General features: G+C 60.0%; 13 protein-coding genes and 4 pseudogenes. 5 read left to right on the top strand and 12 right to left on the bottom strand.

Annotation, left to right across the window (positions count from 1 at the left end):
- The first annotated feature begins 606 nt into the window (after positions 1-606).
- From BRAD3257_RS42030 to istB, 4 genes and pseudogenes are all read left to right on the top strand, one after another.
- Entirely contained in the window at positions 607-1,038 is a 432-nt protein-coding gene (locus tag BRAD3257_RS42030) for an Arm DNA-binding domain-containing protein (RefSeq protein WP_347338402.1), read from the top strand.
- A complete protein-coding gene (locus BRAD3257_RS28345) occupies positions 999-1,754 on the top strand; it encodes a tyrosine-type recombinase/integrase (RefSeq protein WP_347338403.1) in 756 nt (251 codons plus the stop codon). The genes BRAD3257_RS42030 and BRAD3257_RS28345 overlap by 40 nt, the downstream gene beginning before the upstream one ends.
- A gap of 151 nt (positions 1,755-1,905) precedes the next feature.
- Positions 1,906-3,446 (top strand): annotated as a pseudogene (istA, locus tag BRAD3257_RS28350) (IS21 family transposase).
- Positions 3,447-3,460: 14 nt separating this feature from the next.
- Positions 3,461-4,222 carry an IS21-like element helper ATPase IstB gene (gene istB / locus BRAD3257_RS28355; protein ID WP_122404610.1) on the top strand — a complete coding sequence of 254 codons (762 nt, stop codon included), beginning with the start codon at positions 3,461-3,463 and terminating at the stop codon, positions 4,220-4,222.
- Between the two features lie 352 nt (positions 4,223-4,574).
- On the opposite strand, the gene BRAD3257_RS28360 is transcribed toward istB, so the two are convergent.
- From BRAD3257_RS28360 to BRAD3257_RS28370, 3 genes are all read right to left on the bottom strand, one after another.
- Positions 4,575-5,546: an ABC transporter substrate-binding protein gene (locus BRAD3257_RS28360; RefSeq protein ID WP_122404611.1), complete on the bottom strand. Its 972-nt coding sequence runs from the start codon at positions 5,544-5,546 to the stop codon at positions 4,575-4,577.
- 49 nt (positions 5,547-5,595) lie between these two features.
- A complete protein-coding gene (locus BRAD3257_RS28365) occupies positions 5,596-6,567 on the bottom strand; it encodes an ABC transporter substrate-binding protein (protein ID WP_122404612.1) in 972 nt (323 codons plus the stop codon).
- A 297-nt stretch (positions 6,568-6,864) separates the two neighbouring features.
- Positions 6,865-7,842 (bottom strand): ABC transporter substrate-binding protein, encoded by a 978-nt coding sequence (locus BRAD3257_RS28370; RefSeq protein WP_122404613.1) that lies wholly within the window; start codon positions 7,840-7,842, stop codon positions 6,865-6,867.
- A 208-nt stretch (positions 7,843-8,050) separates the two neighbouring features.
- On the opposite strand from BRAD3257_RS28370, the gene BRAD3257_RS28375 reads away from it, so the two are divergent.
- Positions 8,051-8,563: a lipocalin-like domain-containing protein gene (locus BRAD3257_RS28375; protein ID WP_160118862.1), complete on the top strand. Its 513-nt coding sequence runs from the start codon at positions 8,051-8,053 to the stop codon at positions 8,561-8,563.
- A 62-nt stretch (positions 8,564-8,625) separates the two neighbouring features.
- Here the strand turns inward: BRAD3257_RS28375 and BRAD3257_RS42270 are convergent.
- The 9 genes and pseudogenes from BRAD3257_RS42270 to BRAD3257_RS28420 form a co-directional block, all read right to left on the bottom strand.
- Positions 8,626-8,679 (bottom strand): annotated as a pseudogene (locus BRAD3257_RS42270) (hypothetical protein); the annotation flags it as partial.
- Positions 8,680-9,020: 341 nt separating this feature from the next.
- Positions 9,021-9,306: pseudogene (locus tag BRAD3257_RS42275) on the bottom strand (transposase); the annotation flags it as partial.
- Positions 9,307-9,392: 86 nt separating this feature from the next.
- Positions 9,393-10,385, bottom strand: coding sequence for an ABC transporter substrate-binding protein (locus BRAD3257_RS28390; protein WP_122404616.1), 993 nt, complete (start codon positions 10,383-10,385; stop codon positions 9,393-9,395).
- Between the two features lie 151 nt (positions 10,386-10,536).
- Positions 10,537-11,508 (bottom strand): ABC transporter substrate-binding protein, encoded by a 972-nt coding sequence (locus BRAD3257_RS28395; RefSeq protein WP_160118863.1) that lies wholly within the window; start codon positions 11,506-11,508, stop codon positions 10,537-10,539.
- Between the two features lie 8 nt (positions 11,509-11,516).
- Positions 11,517-12,500, bottom strand: coding sequence for an ABC transporter substrate-binding protein (locus BRAD3257_RS28400; RefSeq protein ID WP_122404618.1), 984 nt, complete (start codon positions 12,498-12,500; stop codon positions 11,517-11,519).
- Between the two features lie 46 nt (positions 12,501-12,546).
- Positions 12,547-13,509, bottom strand: coding sequence for an ABC transporter substrate-binding protein (locus BRAD3257_RS28405; protein ID WP_122404619.1), 963 nt, complete (start codon positions 13,507-13,509; stop codon positions 12,547-12,549).
- The gene (locus BRAD3257_RS28410; RefSeq protein WP_122404620.1) at positions 13,506-14,489 is read right to left on the bottom strand and encodes an ABC transporter substrate-binding protein; all 984 of its coding nucleotides are present in this window, start codon (positions 14,487-14,489) and stop codon (positions 13,506-13,508) included. Before BRAD3257_RS28410 ends, BRAD3257_RS28405 begins: the two co-directional genes overlap by 4 nt.
- Positions 14,486-15,467 (bottom strand): annotated as a pseudogene (locus BRAD3257_RS28415) (ABC transporter substrate-binding protein). Before BRAD3257_RS28415 ends, BRAD3257_RS28410 begins: the two are co-directional and overlap by 4 nt.
- Entirely contained in the window at positions 15,464-16,435 is a 972-nt protein-coding gene (locus BRAD3257_RS28420) for an ABC transporter substrate-binding protein (protein WP_122404621.1), read from the bottom strand. The pseudogene BRAD3257_RS28415 and the gene BRAD3257_RS28420 overlap by 4 nt, the downstream one beginning before the upstream one ends.
- Between the last annotated feature and the right edge of the window lie 43 nt (positions 16,436-16,478).

Here is a 16,478-nt window from a genome sequence, read left to right on the forward strand (position 1 = left end):
ACCGCGGCCGACCGGCCAGACCGAGTCAGCCGAGACCCTAGGTCGCTGCGTCGGCTCTCAAATGATGCGGCGCCGCGCTGGGCCGAACGGCTGCGCAAGGTGACGGTGCAGGCCCCGTTGTCTTCGCTCTTCGTCGCGTTCCTACTCGGCACCTGGGTTGCGCGCTGGCGCTAGGACCAAACCGAGGGGTGCCGACGTCCATGGCGAGGAAGCTCTCACTGGAATTCTACAATCACGCGATTGCGGCGCCGTCGCTGAAGGTGACGCTCGAGGCTTGCGACGTCCAATCGGGATGGATGATTAGCGACCGGGCGCCAGACGCAAGCAAAGGGCTCGTTGCTCGTGTGATCGGAAGTATGGGCCAGGGTATGGGCCGCCAAACAGCTACTTTCGTGAGGTGATGAAATTTAAGGACTTTTCGGGCTGTATGGCGGAGAGAGTGTCCGCAGAACTATGCCTCGCCGACGTTCGCCTCTCGCCGCCACTGCTTCAAGTTAGGCCGCGAAATAAGGCTCCTCCTCTCACCATTGATCGCAAGTGACCGTACCTGTTCGTCCCAAGCCGTGCTAGGTTTGGGGACCGGTTTGGGGACCACGGGAGGCGGCGATGGCAGGCAATCTGACAGCGCGGAAGGTCGAAACGGCGAAGGCGGGCAAATACAGCGATGGGGGAAACCTCTATCTGATCGTCGGGCCTACGGGCGCTCGCAAATGGATTCTGCGCTTCACTTGGCGTGGTCGAGCGAAGGAGATGGGGCTTGGCAGCGCCGTGAATGTCCCGCTTGTGGATGCCCGCGAGAAGGCTGCTGATGCGAGAAGGCTGATCGCCAGGGGACTTAACCCGATCGATGAGCGAAAGCGCTCGGATGGCGTCCCCACGTTCGGGGAAATGGCGGATAGCGTCCGCGGGTCGCTGTCGGCGGGCTTCCGCAATGAGAAGCACAAGGCGCAATGGAAGTCGACGCTCGAAACCTACGCCGCATCCTTGGCGCCAAGCCGGTGGACACCATCAGCACCGACGACGTGCTGGCGGCGTTGAAGCCGATCTGGACCACCAAGGCCGAAACCGCCTCACGAGTGCGGGGTCGCATCGAGAAGGTACTGGATGCGGCCAAAGCAAAGGGCTTCCGCGAAGGTGAGAACCCGGCTCGCTGGCGGGGCCATCTGGACCACCTGTTGCCCAAGCCTTCTAAGCTGGCGCGCGGCCATCACCCGGCAATGGCCTATGAGCAGTTGCCTGCCTTCATCGCCGATCTGAGGCTCCGAGAGGCCACCGCAGCGCTCGCATTGGAATTTTGCATCCTCACTGCTGCCCGTTCGGGCGAGGTCTTGGGAATGCTGTGGTCGGAAATCGACTTCGACAAGAAGACCTGGACGGTGCCGGCGAAACGAATGAAGGCTGGCAGGCAGCATCGCGTCCCCCTTTCCTCGCGCGCCGTGGCAATCCTCCGCCAGCTTGAAAAACTAAAGACCAGCGACTTCGTCTTTGCTGGGCAGAAGCGCAACAGGCCTCTGTCCAACATGGCTATGGACATGATGTTGCGCCGGACGAAGGTCGGGGACGTCACCGTTCACGGTTTCCGTTCGAGCTTTCGGGATTGGGCCGGCAACGTTTCGAGCTTCCCCCGCGAAATCGTGGAAACGGCGCTGGCGCACGTCATCGGCGACAAAGCAGAGCAGGCTTACAGGCGCAGCGACGCTTTGGACAAGCGCCGGAAGCTTATGGTGCGTAATCCGATGCAAGCCGGCCACTGATTCCGAGGCAATCCGGCCACCGATTCCGACGGAAGTCGGCCACCCATTCCGATCGAAGCCGGCCACCCTGTTGAGACCAGCCTGACGCTCTCGAAGACGGCGACCGAATCGCGGACCAGCCCTCCTTTGCGGTCAAGCAAGGGGAGGTCTGATGCCCGCCGAGAGAGCGCCGATGCGGAAGGTTCGAGAAGTCTTGAGACTGCGGCACGCCCTTGGCGTGAGCGAACGGCAGATCGCGGTCACCGTCGGCATCAGCCGATCGACGGTTGGCGAGTATCTGCGGCGGGCTGCGGTGATCGGCATCACCTGGCCGGTGCCGGAAGGGATGGACGACGGCGAGCTCGAGCGCCGGCTGTTCACACCGCCGACGTTCGAGGAGAAACCTGCGCGGCCGTTGCCCGACTGGACGGCGGTGCACCGGGAGCTGAAGCGGCGCGGTGTGACGCTGCTCCTGCTGTGGGAGGAATATCGCGCCGAGCACGCCGACGGCTATGGCTACAGCCGGTTCTGCGATCTCTACCGGAAATGGAGCGAGACGATCTCGCCGACCATGCGGCAGGTGCACGGGCCCGGAGAGAAGCTGTTCGTCGACTTCGCGGGCGATACCGTGCCGGTGTTCGATGCCGCGACCGGCGCGCAGCGGCTGGCCCATGTCTTCGTCGCGGTGCTGGGAGCATCCAACTACACCTTTGCCGAGGCGCGCTGGTCGGAAGGGCTGGCCGACTGGATCGGGTTACATGTCAATGCCCTGCGCATGATCGGCGGCGTGCCGAAGGCGATCGTCTGCGACAATCTGAAGGCCGGCGTCACCGCCACCTGCCGCTATGAACCGGGCATCAATCGCACCTACCAGGAACTGGCCGAGCATTACCGCACTGCGATCCTGCCCGCGCGTCCGAGGAAGCCGCGCGACAAGGCGAAGGTGGAAGTGGCGGTGCAAATCGTCCAGCGGTTCGTGCTGGCGCGGCTGCGCAACCGGCGCTTCTTCTCGCTTGACGAGCTCAACGCGGCCATCCGCGAGGCGGTTGCCGACCTCAACGCCAGGATCATGCGCAAGCTCGGTGTGAGCCGCAACGAGTTGTTCGCACAGATCGACAAGACGGCGCTCAAAGCCTTGCCGCCGCTGCCGTATCAGTACGCCGAATGGAAGAAGTGCCGCGTCGCGCCGGACTATCACGTCGAGATCGCCGGTCACTACTACTCGGTGCCTTCGCGTCTGATCCGCGAAGAGCTTGAGGCGCGCATTACCGACCGGACGATCGAGATCCTGCACAAGGGAGTCCGGGTCGCCAGCCACGCCCGCTCTGACGTGCCCCATCGCCACACCACGATCCCGGAGCACATGCCGAGCGCGCACCGGCGCTATGCCGAATGGACGCCAGCACGGATCAAACGAGAAGCCGCCAAGATCGGCCCCGCCACGATCGCTCTCCTCGAGGCGATCATGAAAGCCAAGCCACATCCCGAGCAGGGCTTCCGGGCTTGTCTCGGCATTCTGCGGCTCGCGCGCAGTTACGGCGCGGCCCGCATCGAGGCCGCCTGCCGGCGCGGTAACGACATCGGCGCGACCTCCTACGGCTCGATCAGTCGATCCTGCAGCACGGGCTCGATCGCGCTTACGCAAACGAGAGGCCGCCGGACGACCCACCGATCCGCCACGGCAATATCCGCGGCACCGATTACTACCACTGAAGAAAGGAGAGACGATGTTGACACATCCAACCCACAACCGCCTCGTCGCACTCGGGCTTAACGGCATGGCGAAGGCCCTCGACGAACAGCAGCGACAGCCCGACATCGCCACGCTGGCCTTCGAGGAGCGCCTCGCACTGCTGGTCGACCGTGAGGCGACCGAACGCGAGAACAAGCGGCTCATCGCTCGGTTGCGGTTCGCCAGCCTCCGGCAGAACGCCGTCGTCGAGGACATCGACATGAAGGCGCCGCGCGGGCTCGACAAGCCGCTGTTCCAAAAGCTCGTCGCCGGCGAATGGATCGACCGGCATCAGAACCTGCTCATCATCGGCCCAACCGGCGTCGGCAAGAGCTGGATCGCTTGCGCCTTGGGCCACAAGGCCTGCCGGGATAACCGCTCCGTGCTCTATCAACGGCTGCCGCGGCTGTTCGAGGCGCTCACCCTCGCGCGGGGCGACGGCCGCCATGCTCGCCTCCTCAGGACCTTGGCGCGCGTCGAGCTTCTGGTCCTCGACGACTGGGGACTTGCCCCGATGACTGCCGAGCAGCAACGCGACCTCTTGGAGATGATGGAGGATCGCCATGGCCGCGGCTCGACCGTGGTGACAAGCCAGCTCCCGGTCGAGCATTGGCACGAGCTCATCGGCAACCCAACCATTGCCGACGCTATCCTCGATCGCCTCGTGCACAACGCCCACAGGCTCACCCTCAAGGGCGAGAGCCTACGCAAAGCCGCCGCCAAGCGTCAGACGCTTGACGACGAGCCCGCCAACTGACCTGATGACGACGTCGTCGCGAGAGCCCGCCTCGGTAGGCGGCCGGGATCATCGGAATCCCTGGCCGGCTTCAATCGGTACAGGCGGCCGGCTTCGCTCGGAATCCGCGGCCGACTTCGTCGGAATGCGCACTTATGGAGGCCTGGGCGGCGTATTGTGAGCCAAAAACAGCAGCCAATGCTGTGCCGATACGCAGGCGGAAATCTCATTGAGGCGCTACGTAGGGTACGCACCGATGGACCCGATAACACGACGATGTCCGCTTCGCCCCAAACAGCGGCGCAAAAGCGGACATTGCTGGACTTCCGAGTTGGGCCAATAAGAGACTCATGCACCGCAGCATACGGCGCCTTTATTCGATTACCTCGTCGGCGCGGGCAAGCAGTCCGAGGGGCACCGTGATTCCCAGTGCTTTGGCGGTCTTGAGATTGATGACCAGATCGAACTTGGTCGGCTGTTCGACTGGCAGGTCGGCTGGCTTTGCTCCGCGCAAAATCTTATCAACATAGTCAGCTGCGCGCCGCCATAGATCAGAGAAGCGCGGCGCATAGGACATGAGGCCGCCAACCCGGACGTTCGCATCATTCCCGTACATCGTCGGAAGCCGCGCGGCCTGGGCCAAGGCTCCGATTTGAGGGCCGTTGCTGGTCGTGAGCGGCTCCGGCTGCACATAGAGTGCACTCACGTCGTCCTTGAGACTCGCAAGCACTTGTTGGATATCCTCGGCTCGCCGGATTTCGAGCTTGTCGATCTCTAGGCCGAGCTTTCTGGCAGCGGCTTGAACCTCAGAAACCTCTGCCGGTGTCGAGGGATTATTAACATTGACCATGAACGCAAAGCGCCGAAGGCCAGGTAGAAGCTCGAGCAAAAGTTCGAGCCGCTTACCTGCAAGTTCGGGTGATTGGATCGACAGGCCGGTAGCGTTGCCACCCGGCCGTGCCAGGCTCGCGACGAGGCCATTGGCAACCGGATCGCCCGCCGTGGCGAAGATGATTGGAATGTCTGAGGTTGATCGCTTAGCCGCAAGCACCGCTGAACCCCCGGATGTAACGATGACAGCAACCTTCATCCGAACGAACTCTGCCGCTATTTCGACATAGCGCTCGCTTCGTCCTTCCGCCCAACGAGCTTCGATTGCGACGGTACTTCCCGCGATCCAGCCAAGTTCATGCAGCCGCTCCACGAACGCTTCTGTCCATGAGGCTTGCGTCGATGAACTATTGGCACCGAGCAGCCCGATGATAGGCAGTTCCTGCGCGCGCACAGCAACAGGCCACGTGACCGACGCGCCGCCGATCAATCCGATGAACTCGCGTCGCTTCATGACTATCCCTACTGGGCCGGAGCCGACACCCCAGCGGAAGTCGGCTGGCTCATTCGATCATCTCGTCGGCGCGCAGTAGTACGGCCGGCGATATCTCGACACCGAGCATCTTCGCGGTCTTCAGGTTGACGACCGTCTTGAGCTTTGTCGGTTGCTCGATCGGGATATCGGCCGGATTAGCGCCTTTCAATATCTTGTCGACGAAAACAGCGCTGCGGCGAAACATTGCGGTGAAGTCCACCCCGTAACCCACCGGGACGGCCCCCCGAGACGCGAGAATTGGCGCGGCAATCGATGGCACACGGCATTTGTCAACGACCGCGGCGACTAAGGAAGAGTTGGTTACAAACACATTGGCTTCCGTAATCAGGAGGCCGTCCATGGAAGTGGAGCCGACGGCCGACAGCGCGCTTTCCAGGGTGCCGGGAACGTCGACCTCGATCGGTCGCAGTTCAACCTTCAACGCCTGCGCTGCAGCCGCAACGGCGCTCATTGCACTATGGTTGAGGGGGTTCCCTCGTTGCAGGAGCACCCCTGCCCGGGTCATCGAGGGGGCCAGACTCGCGAGAATCTCTAAACGTTTGGCAGCTATTTCTGTAACGAATTGAGTTTGTCCCGTTATGTTGCCACCCGGATGAGCCATGCTGGCTGCAAGTCCCAAGGTCACCAGATCTGGACCCACGATCATTACGGTCGGAATCCTTGTGGTCGCCCGGTGAGCAGCAAGAATCCCCGGAGTTGTAGCCGTCACGAGAACGTCGACATCGAGGGCGACCAGTTCAGTCGCCAGCGCGGGCAGCCGGTCGTTATCGCCGTCGGCATCCCGATATTCGACATGAACGTTCTCGCCCTCAACCCAGCCGAGATCGCGAAGCCCCGCGAGGAAAGCTTCTACCTCCAAATTTCGCAGCGGTGGGAGGAAGAGGCCGATCCGAGCGATTCGCTTACCTTGCTGAGCGCGTGCCACCAAAGGCCACGCCAATGCCCCACCAACCAGAATAATGAGTTCCCGTCGTTTCATTGCCAATCTCAATCGCATATCCTCGGGTGGAGAATAGGCAATTTTCGACATAGGTCCAAGGCAGCCATGGCCGTTCCGGGTGACGTGCCGTCCTCCCGGATCGGCTAGCGCCACTGGTGTACCCCCGACAACTGCCCGTTTGCTGCATCATCGCATTTCGGCAGCACCGGGTCAAAACGCGAAGAGCTCAAGTTGAGCAAATCTAGTCCGCCCTGCCGCGATGAGCGGACTTCCGTCGAACGCGGTTTAACTTCGCAGATGGGCCAACAAGAGGCGCTTGAGCTGGGCAAAGCGTCTCTACTCAATTACCTCGTCGGCGCGGGCGAGTAGCGTTGGCGGCAGCGTAAGGCCCATCCTCTTTGCAGTCTTGAGATTAAATACAAGTTGATAGCGCGTCACGAGCTGGACTGGCAGGTCTCCGGCCTTTTCGCCTCGCAGGATACGGTCGACGTAGGTAGCGGACCTGAAGAACAGGTCCGACACATCGTAGCTATACGAGCACAATCCGCCTGAATCTACGTAGGCTCGATAAGGATAGATCGCCGATACGCCAAGACGCGCAGCGGTATCGACAATCGCTTCGCGATGGATCGATGTGAATGGATCAGGAAGCAAGACCAAGCCTCCGCCCGGACGCTCGCCAAACTTGCCAAGGATCAGATTGATTTCCCCTCTATCGCGCACCTCAACCTGCGTTAGAGGGATCCCAAGAGCGTCGGCCGCCGCCTTCCCGTGCACGACATACTGATCATATGGCGTGGTTGTAGGATTGTAGAGGATCCCGATCCTATCGACGTTCGGCGATAGCTCCTTAAGCAATTCGACCCATTTTCCCGCGACCGAAAACTCGAACGCGGCGAACCCGGTTACATTGCCTCCGGGTCGCGTTAGATTTTTCACGAACCCTTGTCCCACCGGATCAGAGACCTGAACAAAAACGATTGGAATGTCTTGCGTTAAGCGCAAAAGAGGAGGGACCGAAGGCGAGCTATGGGCCAGAATGAGATCGGGTCGAGAGTTGACCAAGACGTTCGCGATCTCCGCGATCCGCTGCTTGCTGCCATCTGCCCAATGATACTCGATTTCGAGGTTCTCCCCGTCTGTCCATCCGCGTACGCGTAGCCCTCTATTCAATGCAGCAATCCGATCCTGTGCCTCCGAGCCAATCGTAATCAGAGCGCCGAGACGTGGCCTTCTTTTGCGCTGCTGTGCCTTGGCAAGCGTGGGCAAAATAACTGACGTTGAAAGTCCCAGAACAAACCGCCGCCGCTTCATTGCTCATCCGCGCCTAATGCGTCGATCCAAGCATACGGATTTCTCGGCTCAGCTCCAAGGCGCGCGATGTCCTCTCCGGGCCTAAATCAGAAGTAGAGTTGATCGAATGCCTGCGGTCAGCTAAGCTTTATATGATTTATCTTTGATTGCCATGACAACAAGACGGATTGCAGACCTGCCAAATTTTGCGGATATGTGGGAGGCCCGGATGGACCGCCGAACTTTGCTCATTTCTTCACTCGGGGTTTTGGTTGCTTCCCGTGCGACTGCAGAGCAGCTTTCGCTACGCTCTCGACTGATCGGAATGTGGTCACTCACCGAGGCGGTAACGGTGAAGGGAAACGAGACTGTTCCTTGGTTTGGCAGGCATCCTCCCATCAAGGGGATGATCAATTACAACGAAAACGGCTGGATGAGCGTGCAGATAGCAGGTGCGCCAGCGGGTGAGATTTCTCACGCCGACTTCTATAAGCTTTCGGCCGCAGATCGTGCGGTTTGGTTTGATGAATACTATGCCTATTATGGCACGTTTGAAGTAGACGAAGCAGCACGTGTCGTCACACATCGCGTTGTCAATTCGCTCCTCCCCTACGAAACGGGGACCATTCTCAAGCGAGATGTCTCTATAAATGAAGACACGTTGTCACTGGTGACTCCGCCTAGAGACGATGGCAGCGGCAAAACAACTTTCAACCGATTGGTTTGGAAAAAGGCGATCTGAGACAAAAGATTCAATTCAGCTCGGAAAGACGAAGTCCGCTCTGGGTCTTGGTCGGGCATGCACTGGGCCTTGATTGAACAGTTATTACAGGCGTTGGTCCAGTAGCGCCGCAGCATCTTGTCGGCTTCTGGGTTTGTGTAGCGATACGGCAATCGCTCCCCGGCTGGACAAAGATAGATGTCTTCCTCAGGCAAATAGCCGAATCCTGCTTGCCGAAGCGTCCTCCGACTTGGCGCCCGAAGTCATTGGCTCGGGCAGAGTTACCGTGACGCCTGGTGGCAGGCCAGGATGTCCGGGCTGCTGAAGTAGCCGCGATCGGCGACGGCCTTGAGCGCCTCAGTCTTCAGAACAGCCTCGCCTGCATAGCCATATTGGCAAGTTGTGCCCGATCTGAGCCGCTGTTCGTCACCTCATCGTCCTTGCGAAGTCGCAATCGTCTTGTGGTCGCGAGCAAGCCGACCCAGCAGCCCTCGACATGGCGCCCGGCCTCGCGTTCCAGCCGCCGGCTCGACTGCACTCGGTTCAGATAGCCTGAAATGTAAAGCTTAAGGAGAACCGAGGGATGGTACGATGGCCGACCGGTCGCCGCCGGCTCCGCACCGGCAAAGCCCATCTCAGCCAAACTGAGCGCATCGACAAATACGTCGATCACGCAAACTTGGTTACTCGCCAATGAAGTCATCGAGGCATTAAGGCAACAGCGTCCGCTGCCCACGATCCGCCTCTTCAACGAAGCGCCAAATCAATTCCTCCAAAAAGAAGAACAGGGAATCATAACAGCCGCTCGCCGTTTCACACAGCGAGGGTCAATTGCTGCCGTGAGTGGGGACTATTCGATCACCTCATCGGCGCGGGCAAGAAATTGTGGAGGAAACTCGATCTCGAGCGTCTTCGCGGTTTTGAGATTTAGAAGGAGCTTGAATTTTTCTGGCTGCTGGACGGGTAAGTCGCCTGGTTTGGCGCCACGCAGTATCCGGTCCACGTACTCGGCGCCGTTCCGATAGACCTCATTGAAGTCGGGCCCATAGGACATGAGGCCGCCGCTATTTGCGTACCCGGCCGATTGAGAAACCAATGGCAGCTTCAAGCCCAACGCAATCTGGACCACCGCTTCTACGCGGCTCTGCATTACCGGATCATCAATAACTACGACGGCGGCCGCGTGCGTGCTGACCGCTTTGCGTAGAGCACCGTCAATTTCCGAAGCGCTATCAATACCGATGTCCTGAATTTCGATGCCCAACTGAACGCCTGCTGTGAAAATCTCGTCACGGACCAATACAGCACCCTTGCTCGGCTTGTTCCAAAGGACCGACAAAAGCTTGGTGCTGGGGAGTGCCTCCTTGATCAACGCCAGCCGCTTGCCGGCGATGTCAGGAGCGAAAACGCTCATTCCGGTTACGTTGGCATCGGGACGCGCCAAATTGGTGACAATGCGAGATTGCACCGGATCCGCTACCTGCAAAAACACGATAGGGATATTTGAAGTCGCTTGTTTGGCCGCAAGCGTGGGTTCGGTCGGCGCTGTCACGATCAATTCGACAGGAGTTTCCACAAGTTCACGAGCAAGGCGCGGCAAGGGCTCAGTACTTCCTTCGGAGAATCGCCACTCGATGCTCAGATTGCGACCCACTTCCCAGCCTTTTTGCTGCAGTCTCTCGAGAAACGCTCGAAACGGCGGAGTTGGATGGGTATGGGCTGATCCTTGTGAGAGCACACCAATCAGGCGCTGTTGCGCGCTCTGCTGCGCACGCGTCGTGATCGGCCAAATGGCCGCACCGCCCAAAATCCCCAGCAGATGGCGTCGTCTCATGTCCTTCATCCTAAGGCCTCATCGTACTGGAGAAGCCCTACTAAACGGTAGGGGCCTCGAAGGCGCTGGATATCCGCCTCCCGCGTGGCGTTCCTCGGATAAACGACCGTCCTGCCCCAAATGGCATCTTCTGTGTCTTGCGCTTCGTGCTTTGACGACATTACTCGAACACTTCGTTGGCCAGCGCCAGCACGCTTGGTGGAATGGTGAGATTCAAGACCTTGGCTGTCGCTAAATTCAAAACCAGCTCAATTTTGGTCGGCTGCTCGACTGGAATATCTGCCGGCTTGGTGCCCTTGAGTATCTTGTCGACATAGTCGCCAGCCCGGCGGAACAAGTCGGCCTCGTCTGCGCCGTAGGAAATGAACCCGTCTGCCTTGCAGAATGCCCTCGCACCCCACATCGTAGCTATTCCAGACTCCCGCGCCAGGCCGTTGATGCGGACCAGATTGGCAACGACGAAAGAGTCCTGGCAAACGTAGAGCGCCTTGGTCTTGTCCCTCATCGCTTCAATCGCTGGAGCAAGATCACCTGCGGATCTGATATCTAGGATATCAACTTCGAGTCCAAGCTGGCGCGCAGCCGCTTCAGCCGTAGCAGTCTCATGCGCTGCACTGAGGTATCCCCCATTTGCCAGCACTGCCAGCCGCGCAAGAGAAGGGATGATCTCACGAAGGAGCCCAACACGCTTGGAAACCATCTCATTTGACTGTAGCGACAATCCCGTAACATTTCCTCCAGGTCGTGACAGACTCGCAACAAAGCCGCTTGCCAAGGGATCCACGGCAACTGCAAATACGATCGGGATCTTCGAGGTCGTCTGCTTGAGCGCCGGAATAGCGCTTCCCGCGGTCAAGATAACGTCAACATTTGCCTGGGCGAACTCGGCCGCGATCTCCGCGTACCGATCACTTCTTCCCTCGGCCCACCTTATGACGATGGTCACCGTGCGGCCGTCGATCCAGCCCAACTCGCCGAGGCGCTGACGGAACGCGGACATCGAAGCCGCCCAGGATTTCTCGGCGCCAGCGCCCAAAACCCCAATGACGGGCAACTTGGCCTGCTCTGCATGCGCATCGAGGGCACGCGACAGTGCCGCGCCGACAAAGGCGATGAAATCGCGTCGCTTCATGGCAAGCCTCATTCCACTAACTCGTCTGCGGTCGCGAGCAACGTCGGCGGCACTTCCAGGCCGATTGTCTTGGCGGTCCTGAGGTTGATGACCAGTTCGAACTTGACCGGCTGCACGACCGGAAGCTCGGCGGGCTTGGCTCCTTTGAGGATCTTGCCGACATACAGGCCACCATTGCGATAGCCATCGGCAAAATCAGGACCATAGCTGATCAGGCCACCGCCGAGAATATATTCACGCTGCGGATAGATCGTGGGAATTGAATGTTGTGCAGCGAGCGCAACTAGCCGTCCGCTATGACTGTTGAAGAAGGGATCTGATGCGACCAGAATCGCGCCCGCGCCTTGCTGTTTGGCGCTGGCAAACGCGGCGGCAAGTTCATCTTCGTCGCTTGCGGAAAGCAGAATGGCTTTCAGTCCGAGACTGCTGCCAGTCTCCTGGATTTCTTCAATCTGGCCTTTAACGCCGGGATATTTCGGGTTGGTCAGTCCGGCAATCACCGACGCCTTGGGCACCAGTTCGTGCAGAAGCCCGAGCTTCTTCGCGTCGAGCGCTGAGGCGATCAGGCTAACGCCGGTCACGTTGGCGCCCGGACGGTTGAGGCTGGCAACGAGACCGGTCTGCACCGGATCAGCCGCACTAACAAAGACAATTGGAATCGTCGATGTGGCCGCCCTAGCCGCACGCGCCGGATCGGTTCCCCCCATCGCCATGATCACCGCCACCTGACGGTTGACCAGATCCGCCGCCAACGCCGATAATCGATCATAATGCCCTTCCGCCCAGCGATATTCGATCGCCACGTTCTGTCCCTCGACAAATCCTGCTTCGCCTAAGCCTGCGCGAAGCGCATCGAGAAATTGTTCGAGGTAGCTGCGCGACGCTCCGTGGAGAAACCCGACCACCGGCATTGCTGGCTGCTGCGCGCCGGTTGCAGACGACCATGCCAACATCCCACCACTGACAACACCGACGAAGTCGCGTCGCCTCATTTCGTTCCCCTATGCCTATCTTCTGATAGACTAACATCCCGCCGCATCATTCGATCACCTCGTCGGCACGAGCGAGAAGCGTCGGTAGCAGCGTAACGCCGAGTGCCCTGGCGGTCTTTATGTTGACGACGAGTTGGAACTTGGTTGGAAATTCAACCGGCAGGTCGGAGGGCTTGCCGCCCTTTACGATTTTGTGGACGAAGATCGCGGCCTTGCGATAGACCGACATGATATCGGCCGAATAGGACAAGAGGCCGCCGGCGCGCGTAAATTCATCGCTCGGTGCGAACAGCGGCAGGTGGCTCTTGAGCGCCGCCTCGGCGGCCGGCTGGCGCGGCAAGCTTGGCTGAACGATCAACGCTCCAGCGCCGCTCGTCACCATTTGTCCAAAAGCTGTTGCGAATTCGTCGCTGCCTCGCACCAGAACAGGCTTGATCTCGAACTGAAGTGCCCGCGCGGCCAACGCGATGCTTTCCAGGAATGGCTGGTGAAATGGATCGATGGCATTGCCGAGCACGGCAACCTTGCGCACCGTCGGCAATATCTCGCGGATAAAATCCAGATTCTTGCCGGCTACCTCGCCTGTCGCGGATGCCACGCCGGTGATGTTGCCGCCCGGGCGCGAAAAACTGGCGACAAAACCGGTCGCGATCGGATCGGCCGCGGGGCTCATGACGATCGGGATTTTGGTAGTGGCCTGCTTTGCTGCCGCAACGGATGGGGTTTGATAGCCAACAATCACATCCACGTTCAGGTCCACCAATTCGCGGGCAAGCGAAGGGAGACGCTCGGGGAAGCCACCCGCAGATTGAGACTCCAACGTCAGGTTCTGGCCTTCGAGATAGCCCAGCTTCTGCAGCTCTTCACGGAATGTACCCAGAAAGAATGCTGGATCGGGATTACCGAGCATCAGCACGCCGACGCGCGGTGACTTCGCTTGTTGCGCTCGTGCTGTCGGAGGCCAAGCAGCCGTAGCGCCCAAAAGCGCGATGAATTTCCGCCGCTTCATTCGATCACCTCGTCGGCGCGCGCGAGGAGCGTCGGCGGCAGTTCAATACCAAGCGCCTTGGCGGTCTTGAGATTGACGACCAAATCGAACTTTGTCGGCTGTTCGACCGGCAGGTCGCCGGGCTTCGCCCCCCGCAAGATCTTATTGACATAATCGGCCGCACGCCGCCACAGATCCGAGAAGCGCGGCGCATACGACATGAGGCCGCCAACCCGAATGTTCGCCTCATTGCCGAACATCGTCGGCAGTCGGGCGGCACGCGACAACGCCGCGATCTGGCTGCCGTTGCTGGTCGTCAATGGCTCCGCCAAGACATACAGCGCGCCAACATCGTCCTTGAGCGACGCAAATGCCAGGGCAATATCCTCAGGGCGCCGAATCTCCAACCTGTCAACTTCAAGACCAAGCGCGCTGGCCGCAGCTTTGACTCCGCCATCCTCCGGCAATGCGACGGGACTATCGACATTGATCATGAACGCCAACCTGCGGAGACCAGGGATAACCTCCCGCAACAGTTCGAGCCGCTTGCCAGCGAGTTCCGGCGACTGAATCGAAAGGCCCGTGGCGTTGCCGCCGGGCCGCGCCAGGCTCGCGACGAGACCGTTGACGACCGGATCTCCCGCCGTGGCAAAGACGATCGGTATATCCGTGGTCGACCGCTTGGCCGCCATCACCGCCGAGCCTCCCGACGTCACGATGATACTGACCTTCATTCGGACGAACTCTGCGGCAATCTCGGCATAGCGCTCGCTTTGGCCTTCCGCCCAACGCGCATGGATTGCGACGGTGCTTCCCTCAATCCATCCTACTTCGCGCAGCCGCTGCACGAACGCTTCGGTCCATTTGCCCTGCGACGATGAACTGTTGGCGCCGAGCAGGCCGATGATCGGCACCTGCTGCGCATGCGCGGCCAGAGGCCGGACAAGAGGCCAAGTGACCGACGCACCGCCAATCAAACCAATGAACTCGCGCCTCTTCATTCGATCACCTGGTCAGCACGGGCGAGCAGCGAGATCGGAACGTCGATACCCAGCGCTTTGGCGGTTCTGAGGTTCACGATCAACTCGACTTTGGTGCCCTGAATCACCGGCAGCTCGCCGGGCTTCTCGCCTTTCAATACGTCCCACATAACCGCCTGCGAGATAGTGTGTTTCGATGATGGTCCCGCTATAGCTCATTAACCCGCCGAGTGCGGTAAATTGCGGGTTCACGAAGATCGACGGCAGGGCGGCTTTCAGCGCCTGGTCCGCGATATCCTTGATACGGCTGTTGGCAAAAGGATCGGCCGCAATGACCAAGGCGCTAACGCGCATCTCCTTTGCTTTCACGAATGCCGCTTCGAGTTCGCGATCATTACTCGCCCGCAGAATGACAAGTTGAAGTCCGAGTTGAAGAGCGGTTGCCTGCAAGTCCTTAACCTGCCTTCCAACCACCTCGCCCGCAGCCGGATTCACCAGCACGGCAATCAGTTCGGCCGACGGCAGCAACTCATGAAGGATCGCGAGCCGCTTGGGACCGGTCTCAAACGTCAGGGCCGCAACGCCGGTAATATTGCCGCCGGGGTGCCTCAGGTTTGTCACGATACCGGCTTCGACCGGATCAGCACCTGTCTCAAAGACGATGGGGATCGTTGTGGTCGCCGCCTTGGCGGCAAGTGCGGCTGGCGCACTGCCCGGCGTGACAAGTACCGCGACGTTGCGCCCAACGAGTTCGTTCGCAAGTTGCGGCAATCGATCGATATTGCCCTCTGCCCACCGATATTCGACTGCAATATTGCGTCCGTCGTCGAAGCCGGCTTCGCTCAGTCCTTGATTGAAGGCCTTCAGCCGTGCCGCCCAAGCCATTGGTGATGCGCTGCCGAGATAGCCCACCACCAGCACCGGCTGTTGCGCCCGCGCCTTCGGCGGCCATGCAGCCGCCGTCGCCCCAAAAAGCGCGATGAACGCCCGCCGCCTCATTCGATCACCTCGTCGGCGCGCAGCAACACCGCCGGCGGGATCTCGAAGCCGAGCGACTTCGCGGTCTTCAGGTTGATGACGGTCTTGAGCGCCGTCGGTTGCTCGATCGGGATGTCGGCCGGATTTTCGCCCTTCAATATCTTGTTGACGAAAACAGCGCTGCGGCGAAACATGGCGGTGAAGTCCACACCGTAGCCCACCGGCACGGCGCCGCGGGTGGCTAGAACGGGTGCGCCAATCGACGGCACGCGGCATTTGTCGACAATCGCAGCAATCAGGGAAGCGTTGGTGACAAACGCATTGGCCTCCGTGATCGCGAGGCCGTCTATAGGAGTGGAGCTCACGGCTGACAACGCGCTTTCGATGTCGCCGGGGATGGCAACCTCGATCGGTCGCAGCTCTATCTTCATCGCCTGCGCTGCGGTTGTCATCGCGCTCATTGTACTTTCGTTCAGGGGGTTCCCTCGTTGCAAAAGCACCCCTGCGCGGGTCATCGAGGGCGCAAGGCTCGCAAGAATCTCCAAACGCTTGGCAGCCAGTTCTGTCACGAAGAAGGTTTGTCCCGTTATGTTGCCCCCGGGATGAGCCATGCTAGCTGCAAGGCCCAAGGTCACCAGATCGGGGCCCGTGATCATCACAGTGGGAATCTTTGCCGTCGCACGGTGAGCGGCAAGAATCCCCTGAAAGGTAGCTGTCACGAGAACGTCGACATCGAGGGCGACCAGTTCAGCCGCCAGCGCCGGCAGACGGTCGTTATCACCGCCGGCATCTCGATATTCGACATGAATGTTATCGCCCTCAACCCAACCGAGATCACGAAGTCCGGCGAGAAAGGCTTCTACCTCCAAATTTCGCGGCGGGACGAGGAAAAGGCCGATGCGGGCGATTCGCTTCGCTGGCTGCGCGCGTGCCGCCAAAGGCCACGCCAATGCCCCACCGGCCAGAGAAAGGAATTCGCGTCGCTTCATTGCCACTCTCCATTTCCGTCTTGCATCCACGTCAGCTTCGATT

The organism is Bradyrhizobium vignae (assembly GCF_900324035.1).
GTDB lineage: Bacteria > Pseudomonadota > Alphaproteobacteria > Rhizobiales > Xanthobacteraceae > Bradyrhizobium > Bradyrhizobium vignae.